This is a genomic window from Paenarthrobacter aromaticivorans (genome assembly GCF_019038615.1).
Lineage (GTDB): Bacteria > Actinomycetota > Actinomycetes > Actinomycetales > Micrococcaceae > Arthrobacter > Arthrobacter aromaticivorans.
In genome coordinates this window covers 538,516-562,052 of the sequence record NZ_JAHOPC010000001.1, presented here as the reverse complement: position 1 = coordinate 562,052, position 23,537 = coordinate 538,516, and the positions used below count along the sequence as shown (strand labels likewise).

Annotated in this window: 22 protein-coding genes; 16 read left to right on the top strand and 6 right to left on the bottom strand. The window is 62.7% G+C overall.

Annotated features, from left to right (window positions below):
• Window positions 1–2: 2 nt before the first annotated feature.
• From KSW38_RS02685 to KSW38_RS02640, 10 genes are all read left to right on the top strand, one after another.
• A complete protein-coding gene (locus KSW38_RS02685) occupies window positions 3–1,280 on the top strand; it encodes an NAD(P)/FAD-dependent oxidoreductase (RefSeq protein ID WP_216922430.1) in 1,278 nt (425 codons plus the stop codon).
• Window positions 1,281–1,313: 33 nt separating this feature from the next.
• Window positions 1,314–2,864 (top strand): aldehyde dehydrogenase family protein, encoded by a 1,551-nt coding sequence (locus KSW38_RS02680; RefSeq protein WP_216922426.1) that lies wholly within the window; start codon window positions 1,314–1,316, stop codon window positions 2,862–2,864.
• Window positions 2,861–3,979, top strand: a complete 1,119-nt coding sequence (locus KSW38_RS02675) for a tartrate dehydrogenase (RefSeq protein ID WP_216922425.1) — start codon at window positions 2,861–2,863, stop codon at window positions 3,977–3,979. The genes KSW38_RS02680 and KSW38_RS02675 overlap by 4 nt, the downstream gene beginning before the upstream one ends.
• Window positions 3,976–4,959 (top strand): D-2-hydroxyacid dehydrogenase, encoded by a 984-nt coding sequence (locus tag KSW38_RS02670; protein WP_216922424.1) that lies wholly within the window; start codon window positions 3,976–3,978, stop codon window positions 4,957–4,959. Before KSW38_RS02675 ends, KSW38_RS02670 begins: the two co-directional genes overlap by 4 nt.
• 45 nt (window positions 4,960–5,004) lie before the next feature.
• Entirely contained in the window at window positions 5,005–6,519 is a 1,515-nt protein-coding gene (locus tag KSW38_RS02665) for a CoA-acylating methylmalonate-semialdehyde dehydrogenase (protein WP_216922423.1), read from the top strand.
• Between the two features lie 39 nt (window positions 6,520–6,558).
• The gene (locus KSW38_RS02660; RefSeq protein WP_216922422.1) at window positions 6,559–7,599 is read left to right on the top strand and encodes an NAD(P)-dependent alcohol dehydrogenase; all 1,041 of its coding nucleotides are present in this window, start codon (window positions 6,559–6,561) and stop codon (window positions 7,597–7,599) included.
• A 132-nt stretch (window positions 7,600–7,731) separates the two neighbouring features.
• Window positions 7,732–9,279, top strand: a complete 1,548-nt coding sequence (locus tag KSW38_RS02655; RefSeq protein ID WP_216922420.1) for an ABC transporter substrate-binding protein — start codon at window positions 7,732–7,734, stop codon at window positions 9,277–9,279.
• 31 nt (window positions 9,280–9,310) lie between these two features.
• Window positions 9,311–10,252 carry an ABC transporter permease gene (locus tag KSW38_RS02650; protein WP_216922417.1) on the top strand — a complete coding sequence of 314 codons (942 nt, stop codon included), beginning with the start codon at window positions 9,311–9,313 and terminating at the stop codon, window positions 10,250–10,252.
• Window positions 10,236–11,081: an ABC transporter permease gene (locus KSW38_RS02645; protein ID WP_216922415.1), complete on the top strand. Its 846-nt coding sequence runs from the start codon at window positions 10,236–10,238 to the stop codon at window positions 11,079–11,081. The genes KSW38_RS02650 and KSW38_RS02645 overlap by 17 nt, the downstream gene beginning before the upstream one ends.
• On the top strand, window positions 11,074–12,711 hold the full coding sequence (locus KSW38_RS02640) for an ATP-binding cassette domain-containing protein (RefSeq protein WP_216922414.1): 1,638 nt from the start codon (window positions 11,074–11,076) through the stop codon (window positions 12,709–12,711). Before KSW38_RS02645 ends, KSW38_RS02640 begins: the two co-directional genes overlap by 8 nt.
• Window positions 12,712–12,738: 27 nt before the next feature.
• Here the strand turns inward: KSW38_RS02640 and KSW38_RS02635 are convergent, their stop codons facing one another.
• Window positions 12,739–13,608, bottom strand: coding sequence for a LysR family transcriptional regulator (locus tag KSW38_RS02635; RefSeq protein WP_254185966.1), 870 nt, complete (start codon window positions 13,606–13,608; stop codon window positions 12,739–12,741).
• A gap of 68 nt (window positions 13,609–13,676) precedes the next feature.
• On the opposite strand from KSW38_RS02635, the gene KSW38_RS02630 reads away from it, so the two are divergent.
• Complete coding sequence (locus KSW38_RS02630; RefSeq protein ID WP_216922411.1) at window positions 13,677–14,558, top strand: EamA family transporter; 882 nt, start codon at window positions 13,677–13,679, stop codon at window positions 14,556–14,558.
• 38 nt (window positions 14,559–14,596) lie between these two features.
• Here KSW38_RS02630 and KSW38_RS02625 read toward each other — a convergent pair whose 3' ends face one another.
• The 3 genes from KSW38_RS02625 to KSW38_RS02615 form a co-directional block, all read right to left on the bottom strand.
• On the bottom strand, window positions 14,597–15,391 hold the full coding sequence (locus KSW38_RS02625) for a TIM barrel protein (RefSeq protein WP_216922409.1): 795 nt from the start codon (window positions 15,389–15,391) through the stop codon (window positions 14,597–14,599).
• Window positions 15,388–16,545, bottom strand: a complete 1,158-nt coding sequence (locus KSW38_RS02620) for a Gfo/Idh/MocA family oxidoreductase (protein WP_216922407.1) — start codon at window positions 16,543–16,545, stop codon at window positions 15,388–15,390. Before KSW38_RS02620 ends, KSW38_RS02625 begins: the two co-directional genes overlap by 4 nt.
• A gap of 106 nt (window positions 16,546–16,651) precedes the next feature.
• The gene (locus tag KSW38_RS02615; RefSeq protein ID WP_216922405.1) at window positions 16,652–16,867 is read right to left on the bottom strand and encodes a hypothetical protein; all 216 of its coding nucleotides are present in this window, start codon (window positions 16,865–16,867) and stop codon (window positions 16,652–16,654) included.
• Window positions 16,868–17,269: 402 nt separating this feature from the next.
• Here KSW38_RS02615 and KSW38_RS02610 point away from each other — a divergent pair, with 402 nt between their 5' ends.
• Window positions 17,270–18,256, top strand: a complete 987-nt coding sequence (locus tag KSW38_RS02610) for a LacI family DNA-binding transcriptional regulator (RefSeq protein WP_216922403.1) — start codon at window positions 17,270–17,272, stop codon at window positions 18,254–18,256.
• A gap of 176 nt (window positions 18,257–18,432) precedes the next feature.
• Here the strand turns inward: KSW38_RS02610 and KSW38_RS02605 are convergent, their stop codons facing one another.
• Window positions 18,433–18,597, bottom strand: coding sequence for a hypothetical protein (locus KSW38_RS02605; protein WP_216922401.1), 165 nt, complete (start codon window positions 18,595–18,597; stop codon window positions 18,433–18,435).
• 211 nt (window positions 18,598–18,808) lie between these two features.
• On the opposite strand from KSW38_RS02605, the gene KSW38_RS02600 reads away from it, so the two are divergent.
• The 3 genes from KSW38_RS02600 to KSW38_RS02590 are packed head-to-tail and all read left to right on the top strand — an operon-like array spanning window position 18,809 to window position 21,197.
• Complete coding sequence (locus KSW38_RS02600) at window positions 18,809–19,624, top strand: hypothetical protein (protein ID WP_216922399.1); 816 nt, start codon at window positions 18,809–18,811, stop codon at window positions 19,622–19,624.
• Complete coding sequence (locus KSW38_RS02595) at window positions 19,608–20,357, top strand: LamB/YcsF family protein (RefSeq protein WP_216922397.1); 750 nt, start codon at window positions 19,608–19,610, stop codon at window positions 20,355–20,357. Before KSW38_RS02600 ends, KSW38_RS02595 begins: the two co-directional genes overlap by 17 nt.
• Window positions 20,358–20,393: 36 nt before the next feature.
• Entirely contained in the window at window positions 20,394–21,197 is an 804-nt protein-coding gene (locus KSW38_RS02590; protein WP_216922395.1) for a biotin-dependent carboxyltransferase family protein, read from the top strand.
• A gap of 10 nt (window positions 21,198–21,207) precedes the next feature.
• On the opposite strand, the gene KSW38_RS02585 is transcribed toward KSW38_RS02590, so the two are convergent.
• A complete protein-coding gene (locus KSW38_RS02585; protein WP_216922392.1) occupies window positions 21,208–22,563 on the bottom strand; it encodes a DUF445 domain-containing protein in 1,356 nt (451 codons plus the stop codon).
• A 49-nt stretch (window positions 22,564–22,612) separates the two neighbouring features.
• On the opposite strand from KSW38_RS02585, the gene KSW38_RS02580 reads away from it, so the two are divergent.
• Complete coding sequence (locus tag KSW38_RS02580; RefSeq protein WP_216922390.1) at window positions 22,613–23,503, top strand: glycerophosphodiester phosphodiesterase; 891 nt, start codon at window positions 22,613–22,615, stop codon at window positions 23,501–23,503.
• Window positions 23,504–23,537 lie beyond the last annotated feature (34 nt).

The window sequence follows — 23,537 nt, the reverse complement described above, 5'->3', positions numbered from 1 at the left end:
CCGTGAAACTTGTTCCCTACTGGCTCGATACTGCAGAGCCCTCCGGCGATTACCGCCGCACTCCGGTCCCGGAGAACGTTGATGTTGCGATTATCGGTGCCGGTTTTACCGGGCTGTCAGCAGCCCTTGAATTCGCCAAGCAGGGCGCCACTGTGGCCGTTTTCGAACGCCACACCGTTGGCTGGGGTGCTTCGGGCCGTAACGGGGGAATGGCTACGACCGGTTTGGCCATTGGCTTCAGCACGGCCGTCAAGCGCTACGGGGCTCCCCGTGCAGTGGAGATGTTCCGCGAATACAACGATGCCATCGAGACCATCGAGAAGCTGGTGCACGACAACGGCATCGACTGCGACTTCAAGCGTTTCGGCAAGCTCTCCCTCGCGTTCCACAAGTCCCACTACGACGGCTTCCTGAAGTCCCAGGAGCTGCTCGCAAACCTGGTCGATCACCACGTAAAGGTCATCCCCAAGTCAGAGATCCACAGCGAAATCGGCACGGACTTCTACCAGGGTGCCATGATGGATCCGCTGGGTGCGGGTCTCCACGTAGGGAAGTTCGTGCACGGTCTGGCAAAGGTGGCAGCCGACAACGGCGCAGCCATCTGTGAGAACGCATCGGTTACCGAACTGAACAAGGTCTCGGGGACAGTGCACGATGTGCACACCACCCGTGGAATTACCCGGGCCAAGCAGGTCCTGGTAGCCACCAGCGGTTACACCGGCAACGTCACCCCGTGGCTGCAGCGTCGCGTGATCCCCGTGGGTAGTTTCATCATCTGCACGGAGCCTCTGTCCGAAGAGGTGGTGAACCGCATCCTGCCGAACAGGCGCCAGGCCTCCGACAGCAAGATGCTGACGTACTACTTCAGGATCACGCCGGACAACAGGCTGCTGTTTGGTGGCCGGGCCCGATTCGCTTTGTCCAGCCCGGATTCGGACGTCAAGAGCGCCGAAATCCTGCACAAGGCCATGACTGAACTCTTCCCGTACCTCTCCAAGGCCAAGGTGGACTACATCTGGGGCGGTCTGGTGGATCTCTCGATGGACCAGATGGTCCACGCCGGCCAGCATGACGGCCTTTTCTACTCCCTCTGCTACAGCGGCCATGGTGTTCAAATGGCGGCCCACATGGGTAAGCGGATGGCCCACTACATGGCCGGCGACAAGTCGGCAAACGTGTGGGAAGACCTGAAGAATCCGCCGGTTCCCGGCCACTTCGGCCCGCCATGGTTCCTGCCGTTCATTGGCGGAGCCGCGAAGATCATCGACCGTATCAAGTAGACATTCCGCTAGCCAGGCAAGGTAAAGGTTCCCATGAGTTCATCAACAACCGTCGCTGGAGCGCGCCTAAAAACAGCTGGGGAAACGGCCTACAGGCGGGCAAGCGTTGCGGCGCTTCCCGGTGGCGCGTTCCTCGAAGGCCTTTGGGAGACCTCCGACAGGACCCTGGAGGTACGTGACCCTGAAGACGGCGTGCTGTTGGGCACTGTGTGTTCTTCAACCCCTCAGGATGTCCGCCGGGCGGTTGCCCACATTCACCGCCACCTCCTGGACGATGAATGGCCCCTCCGGGAACGCCGCGAGGCTTTGGACCGGGCTGCAGTGCTCCTGGCTGAGCAGTCGGTCCGGTTTTCGGAGATCATTGCCGCCGAGAGCAGCAAGACCATCAACGAGGCCGAGCGTGAAGTACGCCGGTGCATCGAGACGTTGCGGCTTTCGGCGGCAGCGTCGAGCGAACTCGTAGGGGAAACTCTCGGCTTTGAGGACAGCATGGCGGGAGCCAACAAGATCGGCTGGTACAGCCGGAAGCCTGTTGGCATCATCGCCGCCATCACGCCCTTCAACGATCCGCTGAACCTCGTGGCACACAAGCTGGGCCCGGCCCTGATCGGAGGCAACGGCGTCGTACTTAAACCCTCAGGCCGCACCCCGCTGACCGGGCTGGCTTTCGTTCAACTGTTGCTTGAGGCCGGCGTCCCGACAGGTCGCATTGCCGCGATCGTGTCGGGACCCGGGGTGTCCGAAGCGATCGTGACCGACCCCCAGGTGGACCTGATCTCCTTCACCGGCGGGCCAGCGACGGCCGACCGCATTGCTGCCGCCGCAGGAGCGAAGAAGATCCTTTCGGAACTGGGCGGCAACAACGCTACGATCGTCTGCGCCGACGCTGAAGCGGCAACTGCTGCTGAGGCGATCGTCGCCGGGGCATTCGGTGTGGCAGGCCAGAATTGCCTGTCGGTCCAGCGGGTTTACGTCCACATTTCGCTGTTCGACGAAGTCCTTGAAAAGGTCGTCGCGGGGACCCGTGCACTTCGCGTCGGGGCGAAGATGGACCGAACCACCGATATCGGTCCGCTCATCAGCGAAGCGGAAGCCCGGCGGGTGGAGGCATGGGTGGAGGAAGCCAAAGCGGCTGGCGCCACTGTCCGTGTGGGCGGTCAGCGCCACGGCGCTTTCTACCAGCCAACCGTACTCGCCGATGTGCCGGCAGACGCCCGCGTCATCATCGAGGAAGTGTTTGGCCCGGTGGTCAGCATCATGCCCTTTATCCAGATCTCTGACGCCATCCATGCGGCCAACGCCTCCGAATACGGGCTCCAGGCCGGTGTCTTCACCGAGTCCATCGACCTGGCCCTGGCAATTGCCGACAAGCTGCACGTGGGGGCGGTGGTCATCAACGAGACAAGCGACGTCCGGATCGATTCCATGCCGTTTGGCGGGTTCAAGAAGTCCGGCGTCGGCCGTGAAGGCGTCAAACACGCAGTCCGCGAAATGACCGAACCCAAGAGCACCATTATCAAACTGGCGGAGCCCGCCACCCGCTGGCAGCAGCTGACGGGCACCTCAGAACGGAATGCATCATGACTACCCACAAAATCGCGGTCATCGCCGGCGACGGTATCGGCAAGGAAGTGGTCCCTGCGGCCATCCAAACCCTTGAACGGATCGCTGAGATCCACTCCATCGATCTGAAGTTCACGCACTTCGACTGGGGATCTGACTACTACGCGGAGCACGGCCGCATGATGCCCGTGGACGGCCTGGAACAGCTGGCGCAGCATGAGGCCATTTTCCTGGGTGCCGTGGGCTCCCCGGAGGTCTCCGATGCTGAATCGCTGTGGGGGTTGTTGATCCCCATCCGCCGCGAATTCCAGCAGTACATCAACCTGCGGCCGGTAAAAACGCTCGACGGCGTGAAGTCGCCCCTGGCGAATAAGGAACCGATCGATATCCTCATCGTGCGTGAAAACAACGAAGGGGAATACTCGGAGGTCGGTGGACGCATGTACCGCGGACTGCCGCACGAAACCGCTGTCCAGGAAACCATCTTCACCCGCTTGGGAGTATCCCGGGCCGCGCACTATGCCGCGTCGCTCGCGTCCTCCCGCAGGGGACACCTGACCTCGGCCACCAAGAGCAACGGCATCATCCACACCATGCCCTTCTGGGACGAAGTAGTGGAAGAAACCACTCGCCTCTACCCTGACGTAACGCTCACCAGCGAACTGGTGGATGCCTTGGCTGCGCACCTGGTCCTCAAACCCTGGACTTTTGACGTAATTGTCGCCTCGAACCTTCTGGGCGACATCCTCTCGGACCTGGGCAGTTCCGTCACCGGTTCCATCGGTGTGGCTCCCAGTGCGAATCTGAATCCCGACGGTGATTTTCCATCCCTCTTTGAGCCTGTGCACGGATCTGCCCCGGACATCGCAGGGAAGGGACTGGCAAACCCGGTGGGCCAGATGTGGTCCGGCGCGATGATGCTGCAGCACCTGGGCCACCCGGAAGCTGCTGAACACCTCCAGCTGGCGTTCGAGGCAGTGTTGCGCGAGGGCCTCGGAACCCGCGATGTGGGAGGCCCGTCGTCGACGTCGGAATTCACAGCCGCTGTTTTGGCCGCCATCGATGTCATTGGCGTGGTTGGCTCGATCGAGGCCGGCACGGCAACCAAGCCTGCGGGAGCGCCGGCGTCGTCATGACCGTTACCCCTGGAGGCAAGAGGCCTGTTGTCGCGGCGTTGTACCGGGAGGCCTTGCCGCCTCGGTTGGAGGAGATCGAAGCCCTGGCCGAGGTCCGGCTGACCAAGGCGGAGGGACTGGCTGAAGCGATGGACGGTGCAGATGTCCTGTACCAGTGGCATTCGTTTTCCCCCGCCCTGCGCGAGAACTGGGACGCCGCGTCATCGCTGAAGTGGGTCCACGTAACAGCTGCGGGCGTCAGCCAGCTCCTGTTCGACGAACTCATCCACAGCGATGTGGTCTACACCAACTCCCGCGGAGTCCTGAGCCGTGCAATAGCCGAATTCACGCTGGGCTTCGTCCTGGACATCGCCAAAGACTCCCAGGGCTCGTTCAAGCTTCAGCAGCAGCAGCGCTGGCAGCACAGGGTCACGCGGAAGATCCAAGGTCAACGCGCCCTGGTGGTGGGCACCGGTTCCATCGGGCGGGAAATTGCGTCCCTGTTCCGTGCGGTAGGCCTGCAGGTCAGTGGTGCCGGGCGAAGCAGCCGTCCGGGAGATGAACTGTTCGACCACATCCATTCTTCCCAGGACTTGGCCGGGATCGTCGGAGACGTCGACTACCTCATCCTGGCAGCGCCACTGACCGAGGACACCAAGGGACTCGTGGATGCTGACGTCCTTTCCGCCATGAAATCCACCGCACACCTCATCAACGTGGGCCGCGGGGAACTGGTTCGGACAGACGCGCTGGTGGAAGCCCTGTCCTCCGGATCCATTGCCGGTGCAGCACTGGACGTAGTCCATCCCGAACCGCTTCCCGCCGGACATCCTTTATGGAGCATGGACAACGTCATCATCACACCCCACATGAGCGGGGACACCGAGGACTACCTAGACGATCTTGGGCAATTGTTCGTGGACAACCTACGACGGTTCAGCCAGGGCAAACCCCTGCAGAACATCGTGGACAAGAACCTTGGGTTCGTCCCGGTCTCCTGATCCTGTTTCGCGTTTCCCAGCCTTCTTTACCTAAGGAACTTTGCCATGAGCACCTCAACGACGACGCTCACCCGGATCAACCACTTCATCAATGGAGCCGAGTCCACGGGGGTGGGGGAACAGACCCGGCCCGTGTACAACCCTGCTACTGGGCAGGTCACGGCGGAGTTGCGCCTGGCGAGCGAGGCCGACTTGGACACTGCTGTTGCAGCGGCGAAGAAGGCAGCTGATTCCTGGGGTGATATTTCCCTGGCCAAGCGCACGGGCGTGTTGTTCAAGTTCCGTGAGTTGGTCGCCGCGCACGTGGACGAGCTGGCCGAGTTGATCACGGCCGAGCACGGCAAGGTCCTCTCCGACGCGAAGGGTGAGATCGGCCGTGGTCTGGAAGTGATCGAGTTCGCCTGCGGCATCCCGTCCCTGCTCAAGGGTGACTACTCGGACCAGGTCTCTACCGGCATTGATGTGTTTTCCTTCCGTGAACCCCTGGGCGTGGTGGCTGGTATTACCCCGTTCAACTTCCCGGTGATGGTGCCGTTGTGGATGGCTCCGATGGCGATCGCGACCGGTAACGCGTTCATCCTCAAACCCTCCGAGCGGGACCCGTCCGCACCGATGTTGCTCGCGAAGTTGTGGAAGGTCGCCGGTTTGCCTGATGGGGTGTTCCAGGTCCTGCACGGCGGGAAGGAAACCGTTGACGGGCTGCTGACGCACCCGGACGTGGACGGTATCTCCTTTGTTGGGTCGACCCCGATTGCGCAGTACGTGCACGAAACCGCCACGAAGCACGGCAAACGGGTCCAGGCCTTGGGCGGGGCGAAGAACCACGCGATCGTCCTTCCGGACGCTGACCTGGACAACGCAGCGGACCACCTTGCCGCCGCGGCGTTTGGTTCCGCGGGGGAGCGGTGCATGGCGATCTCCGTTGCTGTCGCTGTCGGGGACGCGGCTGATTTGCTGGTGAAGAAGGTCCAGGAACGTGCCCTGGCTGTGAAGGTCGACAACGGCACAGTGCCCGGTGCGGAGATGGGTCCGGTCATCACCCCGGCCTCGAAGGAACGCATCGAACGGATCGTCACCGAAGCAGAGCAGGCTGGTGCTGCGATGGTGGTGGACGGCCGCGACCTCGTGATCCCCGGCCACGAGGAGGGCTTCTGGGTGGGCCCGACCGTGATCGATCAGGTCAGCACCGAAATGAGCGCGTACACGGAGGAGATCTTCGGGCCCGTGCTGGTGGTGGTCCGCGTGGACACCCTCGAGGAGGGCATCGCGCTGATCAATGCCAACCCGTACGGCAACGGCACCGCGATCTTCACCTCCTCCGGCGCCGCGGCCCGGACGTTCCAGCGCTCCGTGACCGTGGGCATGGTCGGCATCAACGTGCCCCTGCCCGTTCCGGTGGCTTACCACTCCTTCGGCGGCTGGAAGAACTCCCTCTTCGGCGACAAACACATCTACGGCCCCGAAGGCGTGTCCTTCTACACCCGCGGCAAAGTCATCACCTCCCGCTGGCCCGAACCCACCCACGCCTCCGGCGCCTCCTACAACTTCCCCTCCAACTAGTCCTGGCGTTTTGGTGCCAACTGCCGAAAGAAGGATGACATGCCTACTACCGTGAAGGCCTATGTGGCCTCTTCTCCCACCTCGGAACTCACTCCTGGCACTGTGGAGCGGCGCGATCCCGGCGATTTCGATGTGCAGATTTCCATCAAGTACACCGGAATCTGCCACTCCGACATCCACGCCGCACGCGGAGACTGGGCCAGTAACTACCCCCTGGTGGTTGGCCACGAAATCGTCGGAGTGGTGGAAGCTGTCGGTCCAAAAGTCACCCGTCATTCGGTGGGGGACCGGGTGGGCGTGGGCTGTTTCGTCGACTCCTGCAGGGAATGCGTCAATTGCCGGGCAGGCGAGGAACAGTATTGCCTGCAAGGTGCAACGAGCACGTACAACTCTTTCGGCCGTGACGGGTTGCCCACCGCGGGCGGTTACAGCACAAGCATCGTGGTGGATGAGAATTACGTCGTTCGGATTCCCGATGGCATACCCCTCCCAGATGCGGCCCCGCTGTTGTGTGCGGGAATCACTATGTACGCCCCGCTGCGTAACTGGAAAGCCGGGCCAGGCAAGCGCGTCGCCATCATAGGAATGGGCGGACTTGGTCATATGGGGGTGAAGATCGCTGCGGCTTTGGGAGCCGAAGTCACTGTGCTCAGCCAATCGCTAAAGAAGCAGGAGGACGCCGTCAGGCTCGGCGCCAACAGCTACTACGCAACATCTGAGCCCGCGACCTTCGAATATCTGAAGGGCCAGCTGGATCTGATCATCAACACCGTCTCCGCGGACATCGATGTGGATGCCTATCTGTCCTTGCTTGCCTTGGACGGCACCATGGTCCTCGTGGGGCTGCCCTCCAAGCCCCTGAGCCAGCGCGCTTGGTCGCTGGTGGAATTCCGACGCAACCTCAGCGGGTCAAGGATGGGCGGGATCCGCCAAACACAAGAAATGCTGGACTTCTGCGCCACCCACGGACTGGGAGCAGACGTAGAAGTCATTCACGCAAGCCAGATCAACGAAGCATTCGAACGGGTACTCGCCAGCGATGTCCGCTACCGCTTCGTCATCGACGCTACAACGTTCTGAGGCACTCCTGCTGAAGGGCAAATTATTACGAACGCCAAGAACGCCATTTCGCGGAAATACAGAGGTAAGGCTAACCTAAATAGTCTTCGATTTCCCACGTGCTTCCCCGGGCACACTTAACAGGCGGTTCCATTGCGCAAACTCAGCCGATTCGCAGCCCTAGGTCTTGCGGCCCTCCTTGCCCTAACGGGTTGTGGTCTGAGTGGGGCCCAGACTGGTACCGCCGGGAAGGCCGCGGATACCAACCAGCGCATTGTGGTGGACAACTTCCGTGCACCCGTTGCCAACTGGGCGCTGGAATCCGACTCCGCGTACATCCTGTCGCTGTCCGGGTGCCTGGAGACGCTGACCAAGTACGACTCCGCCGAGGGCAAGGTGGTTCCGTTCCTGGCAACCGAATGGAAGCAGGTCTCACCGCTTGAGTGGGACTTCACCCTTCGCCAGGGCGTCAAGTTCCAGGACGGAACCGACCTCACTGCCGAGTCGGTGGCTGCGGCCCTTAACACCGTCCTCAAGGCCAAGGTCCCTGCCCGGGCGTTCAACCCGGGCATTGTCAGCGGTGTCAAGGCCATTGACGCCAAGACAGTTCGTGTGACAACTCCTGCGGAGAGCCCGCTGGTTCCCTTCCGGCTTGCCAGCGTCAACACCGGCATCCTGTCACCGGCTGCCTACCAAGGCGCCACCGTGGACCCCTTCGGTCACTGCACCGGGCCGTTCGTTCCCGTGTCCGAGAAAGCCAAGCAGTCCCTGACACTGGATCGCAACAAGAACTACTGGGGCGGCGAGGTGCAACTCGCGGGAGCCGAAGTCCGCTTCATCACCAACGGCGCCACCCGCGCAGCCCAGGTCCAAACCGGGGAAGCTGACATCTCCCTTTCAATCCCTGCCTCCGGCCTCTCCACGCTTAAGAACGCCCCCGAAGTTTCTGTTCTCAAAGCCAACTCACCCCGCACGGCGACGCTCTACATGAACAACGGACGTGCTCCCTTCAACAACGTCGACTTCCGCAAGGCCCTGCGTTCCGCACTGGATCTTGATGCCTTGGCGGCCAGCGTCTACGAGGGCGCAGCCCTCCCGGCAGCGGGACCGTTCGCACCCTCCGAACCGTGGGCTTCAGGCAAGGCAAGCCCACCCAAGCAAAACATTGAGGAAGCAAAGAAGCTCCTCGCCGAAGCTGGATACACCGCTGACAGGCCCCTGGAGATCATTGCGATCGTGGAACGGTCAGAATTCGCCGACGTCGCCACCGTGATCCAGGACAACCTCAAGAGCATTGGCGTCCCGGTAACTATCCAGGCCAAGGAATACGCCTCAGCTGAACCGGACGTTCTGGCCGGCAATTACGACATGATCCTCAGCCAGCGAAACAGGCTGATCGATATCGCTGATCCGATCGGCTTCCTCACCGCGGACTATACGTGCAAGGGCACCTACAACCTCAGCCACGTCTGCAACGAGGAGTATGACGCCACCATCGCTGAAGCGGCCAAGACGTCCAACACCGAGGAACGCTACAAGCTGTACGCCAAGGCCGGCGAGATCCTGGATGACCAGGCCGTGAACCTCTGGCTGGTCAATGAACAGGCAACAGACGCCATCCGCAGCAACGTCCTCTCCTACGTTCAGGATCCATTGTCCCGTTACGTCCTGACAGCTCAGACCGCAAAGTCCGGCTCCTAGCAGCGAGCTGGGACCAACGAACCAAACCCGCATGATCACGTTCCTTGCGAAGCGGACGGCGACCCTCGTGGCCGCCGTCCTGCTGTCGTCTTTCGCCGTTTTCCTTATCCCCTATGTCACCCCGGGCGATCCGGTCCGCAAGATCATCCGTTCGCGGGTGGCCGGGGATGTCGTGGACGATTCCACTGTCCAGGCGCTCGGCCAAAGCCTGGGTCTCCACGATCCACTCCCTGTACAGTACTTCCGGTGGCTCGGAGCTTTCTTCAGCGGCGACATGGGGTTGTCGCATATCAGCCGGACACCCGTTGTTGACCAGGTAATGCCCGCTCTTGGCATCACCCTCAGCCTGGTGATCGTGGCTCTGGGTATAGCGGTACTGGTTTCGCTGCCGTTGGGGATCGTCGCAGGACTGAAGCAAGGTGGAAAAGCGGACAAACTGATCACCACCATTACCCAGTCCTTCATCGCTATGCCCGAATACTGGCTGGCGCCGCTCCTGGTCTTGGTTTTCGCCCTCAAACTGTCCTTGCTGCCGTCAGCTGGCTGGAACACCACATCATCCATAGTCCTGCCAGCGGTAACCCTCGCCCTGCGACCCATCAGCTTCTTCACCTCAGCGGTGCGCTCCGGCATGATCGATGCTTTGGAAGCAGAGCACATTCAAGCCGCCAGGGCCCGCGGTCTCAGTCACGTCCAGACCATCATGCGGCATGTCATTCCCAACGGGCTGGTCCCGTTGTCCACTCTTTTCGCCGTATGGTTCGCGGGTCTCCTGGGAGGTTCGGTCATTGTGGAGGTCATTTTCGCGATTCCGGGCATGGGACGGCTCCTGTATGACGCGGTGGTGAACAGCGACATTCCCCTGGCGCAGGGCGGTGTTGTCGTCGTGGTTGCATTGGCCGTAGCGATCACCACCCTCGCGGACTTCCTCCATCGGATCCTCAGCCCTAAGGTGAGTGGCGCCCTTGCGTAACCTCTCAGCGGTAGACAAGGCCGCCGTCGTCGTCCTCGCTATGGTGGTAGCCGCTGTAGCGGCCGCGCCCTGGCTGACGCCGTTCCCGCCGGACGACCAGAACCTCGCCGCGCGCCTTGCATCGCCAAGCGCCACTCATTGGCTGGGAACGGACCACCTTGGGCGGGACACGCTCAGCAGATTGCTCGACGGCGGTCGCTTCTCTTTGGTGGTGGCTGCACTGGCCACGGTGCTGACTGGACTCGTCGGCCTGGTGATCGGCGTGCTCAGTGCGCGTCGCAAGGGCTGGCTGGACGAGTTCTTTACGCGCACGAATGATGTCCTGCTCGCCTTGCCGGAGATGGTGGTGGCGCTGTTTATCGTGGCTGCGATGGGCACCGGATTCTCGTCGTTGCTCGTGGCGCTCACGGTTACGGGATGGACCCCGTTTGCAAGGCTCGCGCGCACGCTTGCCTATGACGTGTCTGCACGCGGATTCGTTGAAGCGGCGCGCGTGGTGGGCTGTTCGCCGTCGTTCATTGTTTTCCGCCACATCCTTCCGCACCTGGCAGCGCCGATGCTGGGACAGGCGACGTTGCGGTTCGGACAGCTCCTGATCAGCGTCGGAGCGCTGTCCTACCTTGGGCTGGGTGTCCAACCGCCGCAATCTGACTGGGGCTCCATGGTGGCAGCGGCCCAACCCTACGCTGAGCGGGCTCCGTGGGGGATCATCGCCCCGGGACTTGCCATCTTCCTGGTGGCTCTCTGCGTCACCCTGATCGGCCAGCGGGCGTCCCGCAGGGCAGCGGACCCCGTAGATGTCCTCGTGGTGGAGGGCCAGCATGCCTGAGCTCGTCATCGAGGACCTGACCGTCCGCAGCACGGCCACCGAGCCCCCGATCCTGTCCAGAGTCAGCTTGACGGTCCGGCCGGGTGAGTTTGTGGCCCTCGTGGGAGGCTCGGGCTCCGGAAAGACCATGACTGCCAAGTCCGTCCTGCAGTTACTGCCGCAGCCACTGCGGATTGAGTCCGGGTCCATCCGACTCGGCCCACTGGACGTGACCAATGCGCCGGAAACAGAGTTGAATCGCATCCGAGGTGGCCGGCTGGGGATGCTGTTCCAGCAGCCCAAGAGGATGTTCAATCCGAACAAGACCATCCGCAAGCACCTGAAGGAACCCCTGAAACTCCACGCAGGCCTCGCAGGCAAGCCCGCGGATACGAAGGTGCTTGAACTGCTCGCAGAGGTTGGCTTCGAAGATCCGGAATGGGGCGCGCAGGCCTACCCGCACCAGCTTTCCGGTGGAATGGCTCAACGGGCAATGACAGCCATGGCGTTGGCTGGCCAACCCGAAATCCTGCTGGCAGACGAGCCCACCTCCGCCCTGGACAAAGTGCTGGAAAGCCAGATCCTTGAATTGCTGGACCGTGAGCGCAGGCAGCGTGGGCTCGGCATCCTCTACATCACCCACAACCTGGCGTCTGTGGCAGCCTTCGCGGACAGGGTCCTGGTGATGGACGCCGGGAAGATCGTGGAGTCCGGCACCACGGAGGCGGTTTTGGGCAGCCCCAAAACCGCCTACACGCGGAAGCTCCTGGACGCATCAAACCTGTTGCCCACCAGCATCACGGACGTCACGCCGCAGGGGCGTAACGTGCTGACCCTTACGAACGTCGTCAAACACTTCGGGCCTGGTAAGAGCTTGGGGATGGGTAAGCGTTTTGGGCTGGGTAAGCGCTTTGGGATGGGAAATGCTGACCGGCCCGCGTTGAACTCGGTTTCGCTAGCCCTCAAGCAGGGCGAGATCCTTGGTGTCCTCGGCCAATCCGGGTCCGGGAAAAGCACGCTCGCCAGGGCAATGGTCGGGCTGGAAGGAATCAGCGGCGGCAGTATCACCCGCACCCTGGCGGCAGGAGAGACCAGCCCGCCCACCGCTGTGCAGTTGGTCTTCCAGGAACCCCACGATTCCTTCGACCCCCGCATGACGCTTCGCGCCAGCCTTGAGGCTCCCCTCCGCCAGCACGCTGGGCTTTCGTCCGCCGAAAGGTCGCAGCGGCTTCAGGACGCCATGAAGGAAGTAGAACTGGACCCGTGCCTGCTGGACAGGCGCCCGGGACAATGCTCCGGTGGCCAACTGCAGCGCGTCACGATTGCACGGGCACTCCTGTTGGAACCCGAGGTCCTCATCTGCGACGAAGCGACGTCGGCCCTGGACGCCCTTACCCAGCGAACCATTCTTGACCTGCTGCAGCGGCTGCACCGGGACAGGGGATTGTCGCTGATGATCATCACCCACGACATGGACGTGGTGCGGCACATGTGCCAACGCGTAGCCGTACTCTTCCAGGGCCGCCTGGTGGAACTCACCGACACCCACAAGTTCTTCGCCGAGCCCCAGCACGAGCACAGCAGGGATCTGGTGTCAGCAGCGATTCCCTGCCGGGGACTGCATCTTAAGAAAATGCGCGCGGCGAGCTAGAAGAAGATCCGCGCGGGGAGCTGGCCGTCATCCCGAGTACAGCCCGATCAGTAACTCCACGATCCGGCCGCGCTCCTGCGGCGGATCCTTCGTGGACCACGCGAGGTAGACGGACACCGACGGGGCGTCGCGTACCGGACGGTAGATGATGCCCCGGCGTCGATATTGGTGGGCCGTGGACGCGGCAGTCATGCCGCGCGCCGCCCCGCTGCCAATCGTCGTCAACCAATCATCCACATCGTTAATGGGTACGATGTCCGGCCGCTCCTCCTGCGCCCACAGCTCAAGAGTCGTGCTTCCCGTCCGCAGGTCCATGGCCACGGGCCGTTGGGCCACCTGCGCCATGGTTACGGAACGTCGCGCTGCCAGGGGATCGTCCGAGGACATGGCACAGTACCGCTTCTCCTCGCCAATCCGGACGTGCTCGACGCCGGCCGCATCCGGAAGGCGTCGAAGGATAGCGAAGTCGGTGGTTCCCTCGGCGAGGCCGCCGGTAGGGGAGTTGGAGTGCAGCAGCTGCAGTTCCACGCCCGGGATTGCGACCGCCCATCGGCGCTGGAACTCCATGGTGTGCTCGCCTAAAGCGGACCACGCATAGCCGATCCGGATCTTTCCAGTACCGGACCGGGCCTCCCTTTCGAGATCGCCCAGAAGTGAGAGGACCCGCCGTGCCTTGGCTACGACGCGCTCACCGGAGGGAGTCAGGCCCACGCTGCGGGTGGTCCGTTCCAGGAGCCGCACCCCGAGAACCTGTTCCAGCCCGGAGATGTTGCGTGAAACGGCCGCTTGGGACATTCCCAGGCCAATGGCGGCATCGGTGAAGGTGCCCTCCTCGACTACAGCCAGGAGGCACCGTAGTTGCCTCACCTCGACGTCCATACCGTCCATCTTATTCATACGCCCACCGCATAAATAGCCTCGTCCATGCATTTAGCGGATAGACGGTCCAAGCGCAGAATTTCCCCATGATCGATACGAGGGCAGTGGGAGTGAAGCCGTCCCGGAAGGCCGGTGGCGCGGCGACCCTCCTGGCCAGCGCACTTTCCAACCAGCTTGGCGCCGCCACGGCATCATTCGCCTTTCCTGTCATGGGACCCGTAGGTGTGGTGGCGGTGCGACAGCTCGTGGCGGCGGCCGTTCTCTTGCCTATCGTCCGGCCCCGGTTGAGGGAATTGAGCTGGCGGCAATGGTGGCCCGTCCTTCTGCTCGCCGTTTCGTTCGGCACCATGAATCTTGGCCTGTATGGGTCTATCCAACGGATCGGCCTTGGACTTGCCGTCACCCTTGAGTTCCTTGGGCCCCTAGCCGTGGCTTTGATCAGCTCGCGACGAAAGAGCAGTGCGCTCTGCGCTGTAGTCGCTGCATTCGGCGTCCTGGCCATCACCCGGCCCGAAGCATCCATGGACCTTGTCGGGATCGGCTTGGGGCTCATCGCCGCTTGCAGTTGGGCCGCCTACATCCTCCTGAACCGGACCGTCGGTAAAAGAGTGCAGGGAATTCAGGGCACAGCAGCCGCAACAGGAGTGTCGGCCACGCTGTTCCTGCCGGTCGCCGTCGTGGTTTTCATCAGTCAGCCAGTGGACGGCTTGGCTGTTCTCTGCGCCGTGGCGGCCGGAATCTTCGCATCCGTGCTGCCTTACGTGGCCGATCTGATCGCGCTTCGACGGGTCCCCGCGAACATGTTCGGCGTGCTCATGAGCATCAACCCTGTGTTTGCTGCAGTCATCGGTGCCGTGGTCCTGCATCAGGACCTGGCCGCGGGGCAGTGGGTGGGCATCGGACTGATCGTCGCCGCCAATGCCGGGGTGTTGCTGCTGCGGGAGCACAACCCAACTGAGTCGCATTAGAGCGCGTTTAGAGCCGTCTAAACGCGCTCAGCTGCGACTCAGTTGGGAGAGAACGCGGCGCGGAAGGCTGACAACGCTGCGTCGCCCGCTTGGATGCCCTGACCCCCGATCGCACTGGCCTCCATGCCGATCACTCCGGTGTACCCGGCGTCGCGGAGCGCTTTGGCGATGGCCGGGTAGTTGATCTCGCCTGTCCCTGGTTCGAAGCGGCCCGGCACGTCGGCAACCTGGATCTCGCCCGTAAAGGGTTGGGCAGAGCGCACGAGCTCAATAAGGTTCCCCTCGCCGATCTGGGCGTGGTAGAGATCCAGCATCATCTTCACGTTGGGGTGGTTCACAGCCCTGACCATTTCCAGTGTGTCCTTGGCGCGCGCCAAGGGAATGCCGGGGTGGTCCAGGATCGTATTCAGATTTTCCAAGGCAAACACGATGCCGTGCTTTTGGCCCAGCTCAGCCAGCTGTTCCAGAGTTCGGAGGCCTGTCAACCACATCCCGCCGGTGGACCGGTGGGCGGGACGGACAGCCCGCCCGCCTTCGCCGAGTTCGCTTGGGTGAACCACCATGCGTTCGACGCCCAGCTCAAGTGCTGTGGGGATCAACTTTTCGGCAGAGGCCAGTACTTCATGCGCAGTACTGGAATCGATGACGCTGCCGCCGAAGTAGCCACTCATGGAGGAGAACCTGGCTCCGGTTGCTGCGAGGGCTGCGATGTCCCGGCCACGGGTGTCCCAAAGCTCCACCTCAAAACCTTGATCGTGAATGCGGCGCACGCGATCGATCAATGGCAGCTCGCCGTAGACCATCTCGGCGCAGACCGCCAAGCGGAAGCTCATGCTCCCTGCCCCGCGGCCTGAAGCTGTGCTGTTGAAGGCGTTTCGGCTGGACTAAGATCGGCAATCGAGGAAACATCAACGGGAAGCCCCGTCTGCGCTGACGTGAAAGCGGCCAAGGCAACCGCCAGGGCGTTGCGTGCATCCACGCCCCCGGGAGCAGCGACAGCGGCGGGCGGGTTTGCCGGCGTCGTGCGTTGATTGACTCTGCCCCGGCGTGCGGCGACATCGTCCGCGAAGTGGGCCAGCTCTGCCGTATAGGCGTCGTGGAAAAGATCGATGTTCAGGCGGGTGGTGTCTGACCCGATGCCGGCGGCTGTGTAGCTGGTGGCGTTGGTGGCCTGTGGACTGCCGGCGGTGACCATGCCGGCGGAGCCGAACACCTCGCCGCGGACGTCGTAACCGTAGAGGGCGTTGAAGTTGGCTTCTGCTACAGCGATGGCACCGTTGCTGTAAGTGACAGTGACAACCGCAGTGTCCAGGAGGCCGCCAGCCTTGGCTTCGGGAGCAACCAAAGCATCCGCGACTGCATGGACTTTCACGGGGACCGCGCCCGGATTCAACCAGTTCAGGGTGTCGAAATCGTGAATGAGGGTTTCCAGGAAGATGGTGCCCGGGGCAATCCTCTCCGGGTTGCTGATGCCCTCTTCGGTACCGGGATCGCGAGTGAGGGAGCGGAGCAGCTGCGGGACTCCGACTACGCCGTCGTCGATCAGCTTCCGGGCCGCGGCGAAATCGTTGGAGTAGCGGCGGTTGAAACCGAAACGGAGCACGACGCCGGCACTCTCCGCCGCTTCAATGGCGGAGTCGAGTTCGGCGATAGTCCGTCCGCCGGGCTTCTCGCAGAACACGTCCTTCCCGGCTTTGGCGGCAGCGGCGATCAGCTCGGAATGGAACCTCAGGGGAGTAGCGATAAGTACTGCGTCCACGTCGGGATCGGCGAGGACGTCGGCAACATCGGTGCTGATTTTGGTGACGCCGAGGCGGCTTGCGAGGGCTTCCAGAGCGGGTAGGACTGGATCAGCGATGGCTTCCAACCGTGCATTCGGGATCCTCCGGGCGATGGACCCGGCGTGGAATGCGCCGATCCATCCGGCGCCGATCACGGCGATGCGGACAGGCCGGTCCTCGATGACCGGGTGCTGAAGGTACGTCATTGTGTTCCTCGATTCAGACTTCTAGAACGATCTAGTGAAGCAATGCTCGCACGCTGGGTCCGCTGATGTCTAGATCGTTCTAGCTCCGTGTCTTGCTGTACTCCGGCTAGGTGTCGTCGTTCCGTCGGGCACGTGCAGGAGGAAGATGACGCCCGAAGGCCAGCCTGATGAGCGGGGTCAGCAACAGGAGCAGCAGGACGCTGCCAACGCCAACAATGCCGGCAAGGAAAACCAGGCCGGCCATGAACAGGAGGTGGATGTCAGGCGCATCGGCAAGCGGTAGGGCAGCCGATAATGCCGATACCTGGTTGAGGGTGTTCATAGGTGGCTCCTGCCGCGCATCAGTCAGTTGCTCGTTCCAACACCTGTTAAGTGAGCCGGGGCGAAGAAAAATGTCACCGTTACGGCAACGCTTTCGGGGTGTTGAAGATTATTCGAAAAGCCCGCGTCACGTTTACGCAGGTCAGAGCACATATCCAGTGCCCAAGTCGTTGTAGCGCGTAATGTGCCGTTGCCCTTTTCGGTACATGTCCGCGGACAACGCTGAGTTGGCAGTGATGGATGTGGTGGGTTCTGGGGCCCACCCGGGGCGCCGTCACTGCGAAAACCGGGCTAGTGCGGTCGGTCGTCTGAGTCGCGGCCGGCCGCACGTCTGGGGCAGGAGCCTATTATGCCGTGGGCGTCTTAGATCGTTCTATAGACTGGCTGCGGGCAAAGGAGGGCCATGATGGGAAAACGTCCCACACTGATGGATGTGGCTGAAGCGGCCGGGGTTTCCCGTGCGCTCGTTTCCATCGTGATGCGGGACGCTCCTGGAGCCTCTGAAGCCACGCGGCTTAAAGTCCAGCAGGCGGCCAAGGAACTCGGCTACCGTCCCGATAGCCGTGCACGGCTTCTCCGCAGCAGCCGGACGAGGCTCCTGGGCGTCAGCTTTTCCACGTCTCACCCGTTCCACGCCGAAATCGTCGACGCCGCTTACGCCGGAGCAACTGTCCGCGGCTACGATATCGCGCTGAGCGCAGTGGCCAACGGCCGGCCGGAATCGCGTGCGGTCGAATCTCTCCTGGATCTGGGCTGTGAAGCCCTGATCATGATTTCTCCAGAGCTTGGGGAGGACGAGTTGGCTGGTTATGCCGCAAGGCTTCCAGTGGTCAGCCTGCTCCGCGACGACGTCGGCGACTCCCTGGACTCGGTCAGCAGCGATGACGACGCCGGTATCCGCATCGCGCTGGAATATCTCACTTCGCTGGGGCATCAGAGAATTGCCCACGTGGACGGTGGGGACGCTGTCTCGAGTCCCCAACGCCGCGAAGCATTCCGGGCAGGGATGGCTGGCCGGGGGCTCGAATCCCGGGTGGTTCCCGGTGGCGCCACTGAAGAAGACGGGCTCCGGGCCGGTCGAGAGCTTCTGGAGGACCTGCCCACCGCCGTCCTTGCCTTCAACGATCGCTGCGCACTCGGCATCTGGGAAAGCTTCCGGGCCGCTGGGCTCAGGGTCCCTGAGGATGTGTCCGTCCTGGGTTACGACGATAGCCAGTTCGCCCGCCTTAGCTACGTCCAGTTGTCCTCCGTCAGCCAGGACGCCCCGCTCCTGGCGCGGGCCGCCGTCGACCGTGCCATCGATCGTCTGGAAGGCTCGACGCCGCCTGCCCACCTTGTACGGACACCGCACTTGGTCATCCGCAACACCACAGGGCCTGCCCCGAAGTGAGCCGCGCGGTTGGCTCGGTGGCTTCCTGACCTTGTTTGCGGGCCAAAAATGCACTTTTCCGGCGATCTGGACCCCTTTTTGTCTCAATGAAGGTCAGGAAGCCACGCACATTCGCGCACCCCAAAGGCCGGTCAGCCCCAGAAGGCGACCAGCGGTAAGTGCGGGAGGAGGCGGAGTTATGAAGCGCCCGACGCCGGGGCGTCGTCGTCGAAGTCGGGACCCTCGGCAGCATCCTGGCTGTGGATGCCCGTATCGTGCGAAACCCAGCCTTCCGTTTCTCCCTCTGCAGGAGCGTCGGTGTGGTGCCGGATGATGTGTTCTGCCTTGTTGTTTGCGTTCATTACGGATACTCCCTGTCCTTGCTTGGACTGCTTCCGTGAGTGCACCCAAGTCTACGCCGGGTGGGCTCTCTTGAGAGGTCCGCTCTGCGCTGAATCCTCGCCCGGAAACGCGCAGAACAAGCCTCTTAACGGGCACATACAAAGCTGGCTGTGGCATAGGCTGAACGCAGTAGTTCTCCGCGAAACGACTAACTGCCAAGCAGAGGTGAAGATGCCCAAGCGACCCAACCCGGCGGTGAAAATCGCCCAAGAGACAGCCCATAACGCAGTATTCGACGCCCAAGGCAACACCAAGCCGGGCGTACACAATGTCTTGCTGCGCGCCGTTGAAATCCAGCGGCCACTTGTCCTGGCAAATCTGCGCAGAATGCAGCGCAGGCATCCAAAAGCAACACCGATACAGCTTGCTGCAAAGTTGGAGCGCGACTACCTGGCCGCCATCACCGGCGGGGGAGCTGCCGTGGGGGCCACCGCCGTCGTACCCGGTATCGGAACTGCAGCTTCGCTGGGTCTCTCCGCCCTTGCCACGGTCGGGTTTCTGGAGACGACCGCGCTCTATGCATCAACGCTGGCGGAGCTCCACGGTATCCGGCTGACGGATCCGGAACGGGCAAGAACGATGGTCATGGCCATCATGCTCGGCGAGGAAGGCACATCGCTGCTGGGCGCCCTCAGCGGCCAGTCCCTCGGACGGGGCAAGGGCGTGACCAATGCCTGGGGCAAGACGCTCACCAAGAAGATTCCGGGCAGCGGTTTCGGCGTTATCCGCGATGCCATCCAGCGCGCGTTCCTGAAGAACCTCTTGAAGCGGCAAGGCTCTGCCTTCCTCGGGCGGGCCCTGCCGTTTGGCGTGGGTGCCGTGGTGGGTGGTGCCGGCAATCTGATGATGGGCCGCGCCGTCATCGCAACTGCCAAGGAAGCCTTTGGGCCGCTGCCCGATACGATTCCCGGCGAACTGCTCGCATCCACCAACGAGACCAACAACAACCTGACGCTGGAAGGCGGTAACAGTGGACCTCAACGCTGATCTGGGGGAGTCGTTCGGCTCCTGGACCATGGGCGACGACGCTTCGATGTTCCGCATCGTGAGCAGCGCCAACGTGGCCTGCGGTTTCCACGCAGGAGATCCCCTGACCATGCTGGACAGCTGCCGTGCCGCGTTCGAACTGGACGTCCGCGTTGGCGCGCATGTGGGGTATCGGGACCTGGCCGGCTTTGGACGGCGCTCGCTGGACATGACCTTCGACGAACTGTTCGGCGATGTCCTCTACCAACTCGGCGCCCTGGACGGGATGGCCCATGCAGTGGGGGCTTCAGTGGACTACGTCAAACCGCACGGAGCGCTGTACAACAGGATCGTCCACGATCCCGACCAAGCTGAGGCCGTGGTTGCTGCAGTCCACGCCTACGATCCCGGGCTGCCGGTGCTGGGATTGCCGGGCTCGGCGTGGCTGAAGCTGGCCGAGGAATCCGGACACCCGGTCTTCCGGGAAGCATTCGTGGACAGGGCGTACCTTCCGGACGGCACGCTGGTCCCGCGATCCGAGGAAGGCGCAGTGCTGCACGATCCCGCCGCGGTGGTTACCCAGGCTGTTCGCCTCGCGACGCGGAAAGAAGTGGTGGCCGTGGACGGAACGGTTGTCCCGGTAAGTGCCGATTCCCTCTGCATCCATGGTGATACCCCGGGCGCTGTGAACATGGCCGCGGCCGTTCGGGCAGGCTTGGAGGAGGCTGGGGTGGAGATTGATGCGTTCGCCTAGTTTGGTCTGGAACGCACCTTGAAGAGGAGGTTCTAAGTGGGTGCCGTTGCTGTTGACCCGGGCCCCTTGACCCTGGCCGTTGCACCTGACCAGGCACTGGACCGCGCTTCCCTGCACCTTGCCAACGCACTGCTGGGCAACCCTGACTCTGCGGCCGGCTTGGAAATACTTCTGGGTGGTCTCCGGCTCCGGTTCGTCACGGCCTCGGCTCTGTCCGTCACCGGCGCGGAAGGCGTGGTCAAGCTCAACGGCTCCGAACTACCCTTCAACAAGGCTATTCGCGTCAGCCCCGGGGCGGTGTTGGAGTTTGGGCCGGCGATGTTCGGGATCCGGTACTACCTGGCCGTTCAGGGCGGCATCGAACCCCAAGCGGAACCCCTTCGCGCCAGCGGCACACTGACTTTCGGGCGCTCCCACGGCAACAATATTCCGATCGAGAACCACGCCCCGCGTCGAGCCTTGGATCCCGAACGTCCGGTGGTGGCCCGAGTAAAGCGCGGTCCGGAAGCCCAAAATTACGACGCCGGTACCTGGCTTCGGCTGACCAGCGAACCTTGGATCCTCTCGCCGGAATCGGACCGGGTAGGTGCCCGGTTGGTGGGTCGCCCACTTGAGGCCGCTCGGCGGGCTGGCAGCGCGGAGCCGGCCACGACTCCAGCATCCCAAGCGCAACCGTTGCTGTCAGGCTCAGTCCTGCTGCCGGCGTCGGGCTTTCCCGTCATTGCACTGGCTGGGCACCCGCCGACGAGCAAGTCCCCCGTGATCGCAGTTGTTCGCGACGAAGATCTGGACCTGCTGGGCCAAGCGCGTCCTGGACAGATGGTTCATTTGCTGGGGTGAGCCGCCTTTCCTAGCCAAACAGCAGGTGCGCCACGGTGAAGATCGCGAGGCCGGCCAAGGCACCCACAACAGTTCCGTTGATGCGGATGTACTGGAGGTCCTTGCCAACCTGCAGCTCGATTTTCTGGGACGTTTCCTCGGCATCCCATCGGGCAACCGTGTCCGAGATGACGCCGGCAATGTCCGATCGGTAGGTGTTCACGAGGTAGCCCGCGGCGTCACCGATCCACGCGTTGATTTTCCCGGCGAGTTCGTCGTCGTTGACCAGCCGCGAACCGAAGTCCCGGACGGCGCTCTTGAACCGCTGGCTGAGTTCGCTGTCCGGATCGTCGACGGCGGTGAGCAGCGCATTCTTCACTGTTCCCCAGGTGCGCGAGGCCAGTTCCCGGACTTCAGGATCACCAAGGATCTGGGCCTTGATGGTCTCGGCGCGCTCGATCATGGCCGGATCATGCTGCAGGTCCTGCGCCAGGTCCGTCAGGTAAGCGTCGATCGATTTGCGCACTTGATGGTTCTGGTCATTTTGCACCGCGCGTACGAACTTCAGGAGCTCTACGTAGACCTTGTCGCTCACCAGCCCGTCCACGAACGTCGGCACCCACACCGGTGAACGGTCCGAAACCAGCCGGTTGACGGTTGCATGGTTGGCATCCATCCAATCGGCGGCACGGTCAACCAGCAGGTCCACCAGCTTGTGGTGGTGGCCATCTGCAAAGATGCGTTCGGCCATCCGACCCACGGGCGGTCCCCACGGCGGAGTGAGCAGGTGCTTGCGGACCATGCCTTCGATGACCGCCTGCACGTCGTCGTCATTCAGCACGGTGAACGCGCCCCGGATCATCGCGCCGCCTTCCTTGGCCACGCGTTCGGCACCTCCGGGCCCGGACAGCCAACGGCCCGCCTTACGGGCAACGTCAATGCTCGCCAACTTGTCCTGCACAACCTCCTGGGACAGGAAATTGCTCTCCACGAACTCACTCAGTGATTCGCCGATCTGGTCCTTGCGGCGCGGAATGATGGCTGTATGCGGGATCTTCAAGCCCATGGGGTACTTGAACAGCGCCGTGACCGCGAACCAGTCAGCCAAAGCGCCCACCATGCCACCCTCGGCCGCAGCCCTCACATACTCAAGCCACGGGTACTGCTTCTGGAAAGCGAACGCCACCATGAACACAATGGCCATGCCTATCAACAGCGCCAGGGCCAGCCGTTTCATGCGGCGTAGGGCGGCTGCCTTTTCCTCGTCTCCGGCAGAACGGCCGACGACGGCGGGCCCCGGTTGAGCGGCTCCGGAAGCTGTCGCTGGGGCTGGCTGGGCGTGGTTGGTGACGTCTTCGGCTGGGATTTGTTCAGAGTTCACCTGCATTAGCCCAGCGTAGCCCCGTGCGTGCAGCCGCGTGGGCTACGGTGGCTGCATGACTAGCGACGACTCCCTCCCTCGCCGGCCCAAGGTCTATGCACACCGCGGTGCCAGTGCTGCATTCGCGGAACACACACGTGCGGCATACCTTAAGGCGATTGCGGACGGAGCTGACGGCGTTGAGTGCGACGTTCACTTGACCCGGGACCAGCACGTCGTCCTTCTGCATGATGCCAACCTGGACCGCACTTCCACCGGCACCGGACCGGTCTCGGAGAAGACGCTCGAGGAACTCCGGGCCTTGGACTTCTCCTCCTGGAAGGGCGCCCGGATACCCGACGCGTACGGCGGAATCGCTGACCAATTCCTTACCTTGCCGGAACTCCTGGACATTCTGCGTGGCGCCGGGCGCGAGATTGGTTTGGCGATTGAGCTCAAGCACCCCAGCCCCTACCAGCTCAACCTTGAGGACCGGGTTATCGAGCTGCTGCTCAGTGAGGGATGGACGCCCGGGGAGTCCCGCCTGGAGAACATCCACGTTTCCTTCATGAGCTTCGATTCCGACTCGATCCAGCACCTGTTGACCAAGGTCCCACCCCAGCACGTTTGCCAATTGGTGGACAATTTCTCGGTGCAGGAGCTTCGGCAAGAACTAGGCCTGGGGCCGATCACGGCAGGTGCGGTGGCCAACGTCATGAAGGCAACGCAGCTGGACGCCGAACGCGTTTTGGATCTCGGTGAGGTAGGAATCGCCGGACCGGGCATCGACTACGTGCGGGAACACGCCAGCAACGTCCAACGGTGGTTGGAATCCGGCAGGGTGTTCAGGGTCTGGACCGTGGACTCGGAGAACGACGTAGCTCTTTGCCAGGGGTTGGGCATCCATGAGATCACCACGAACAAACCCGCGCAGGTCTTGGCCCAGCTTCAGGTCCCAAGCAGATAACACCGAACTTTGGGCCCCACCGCGCTTGTGATTG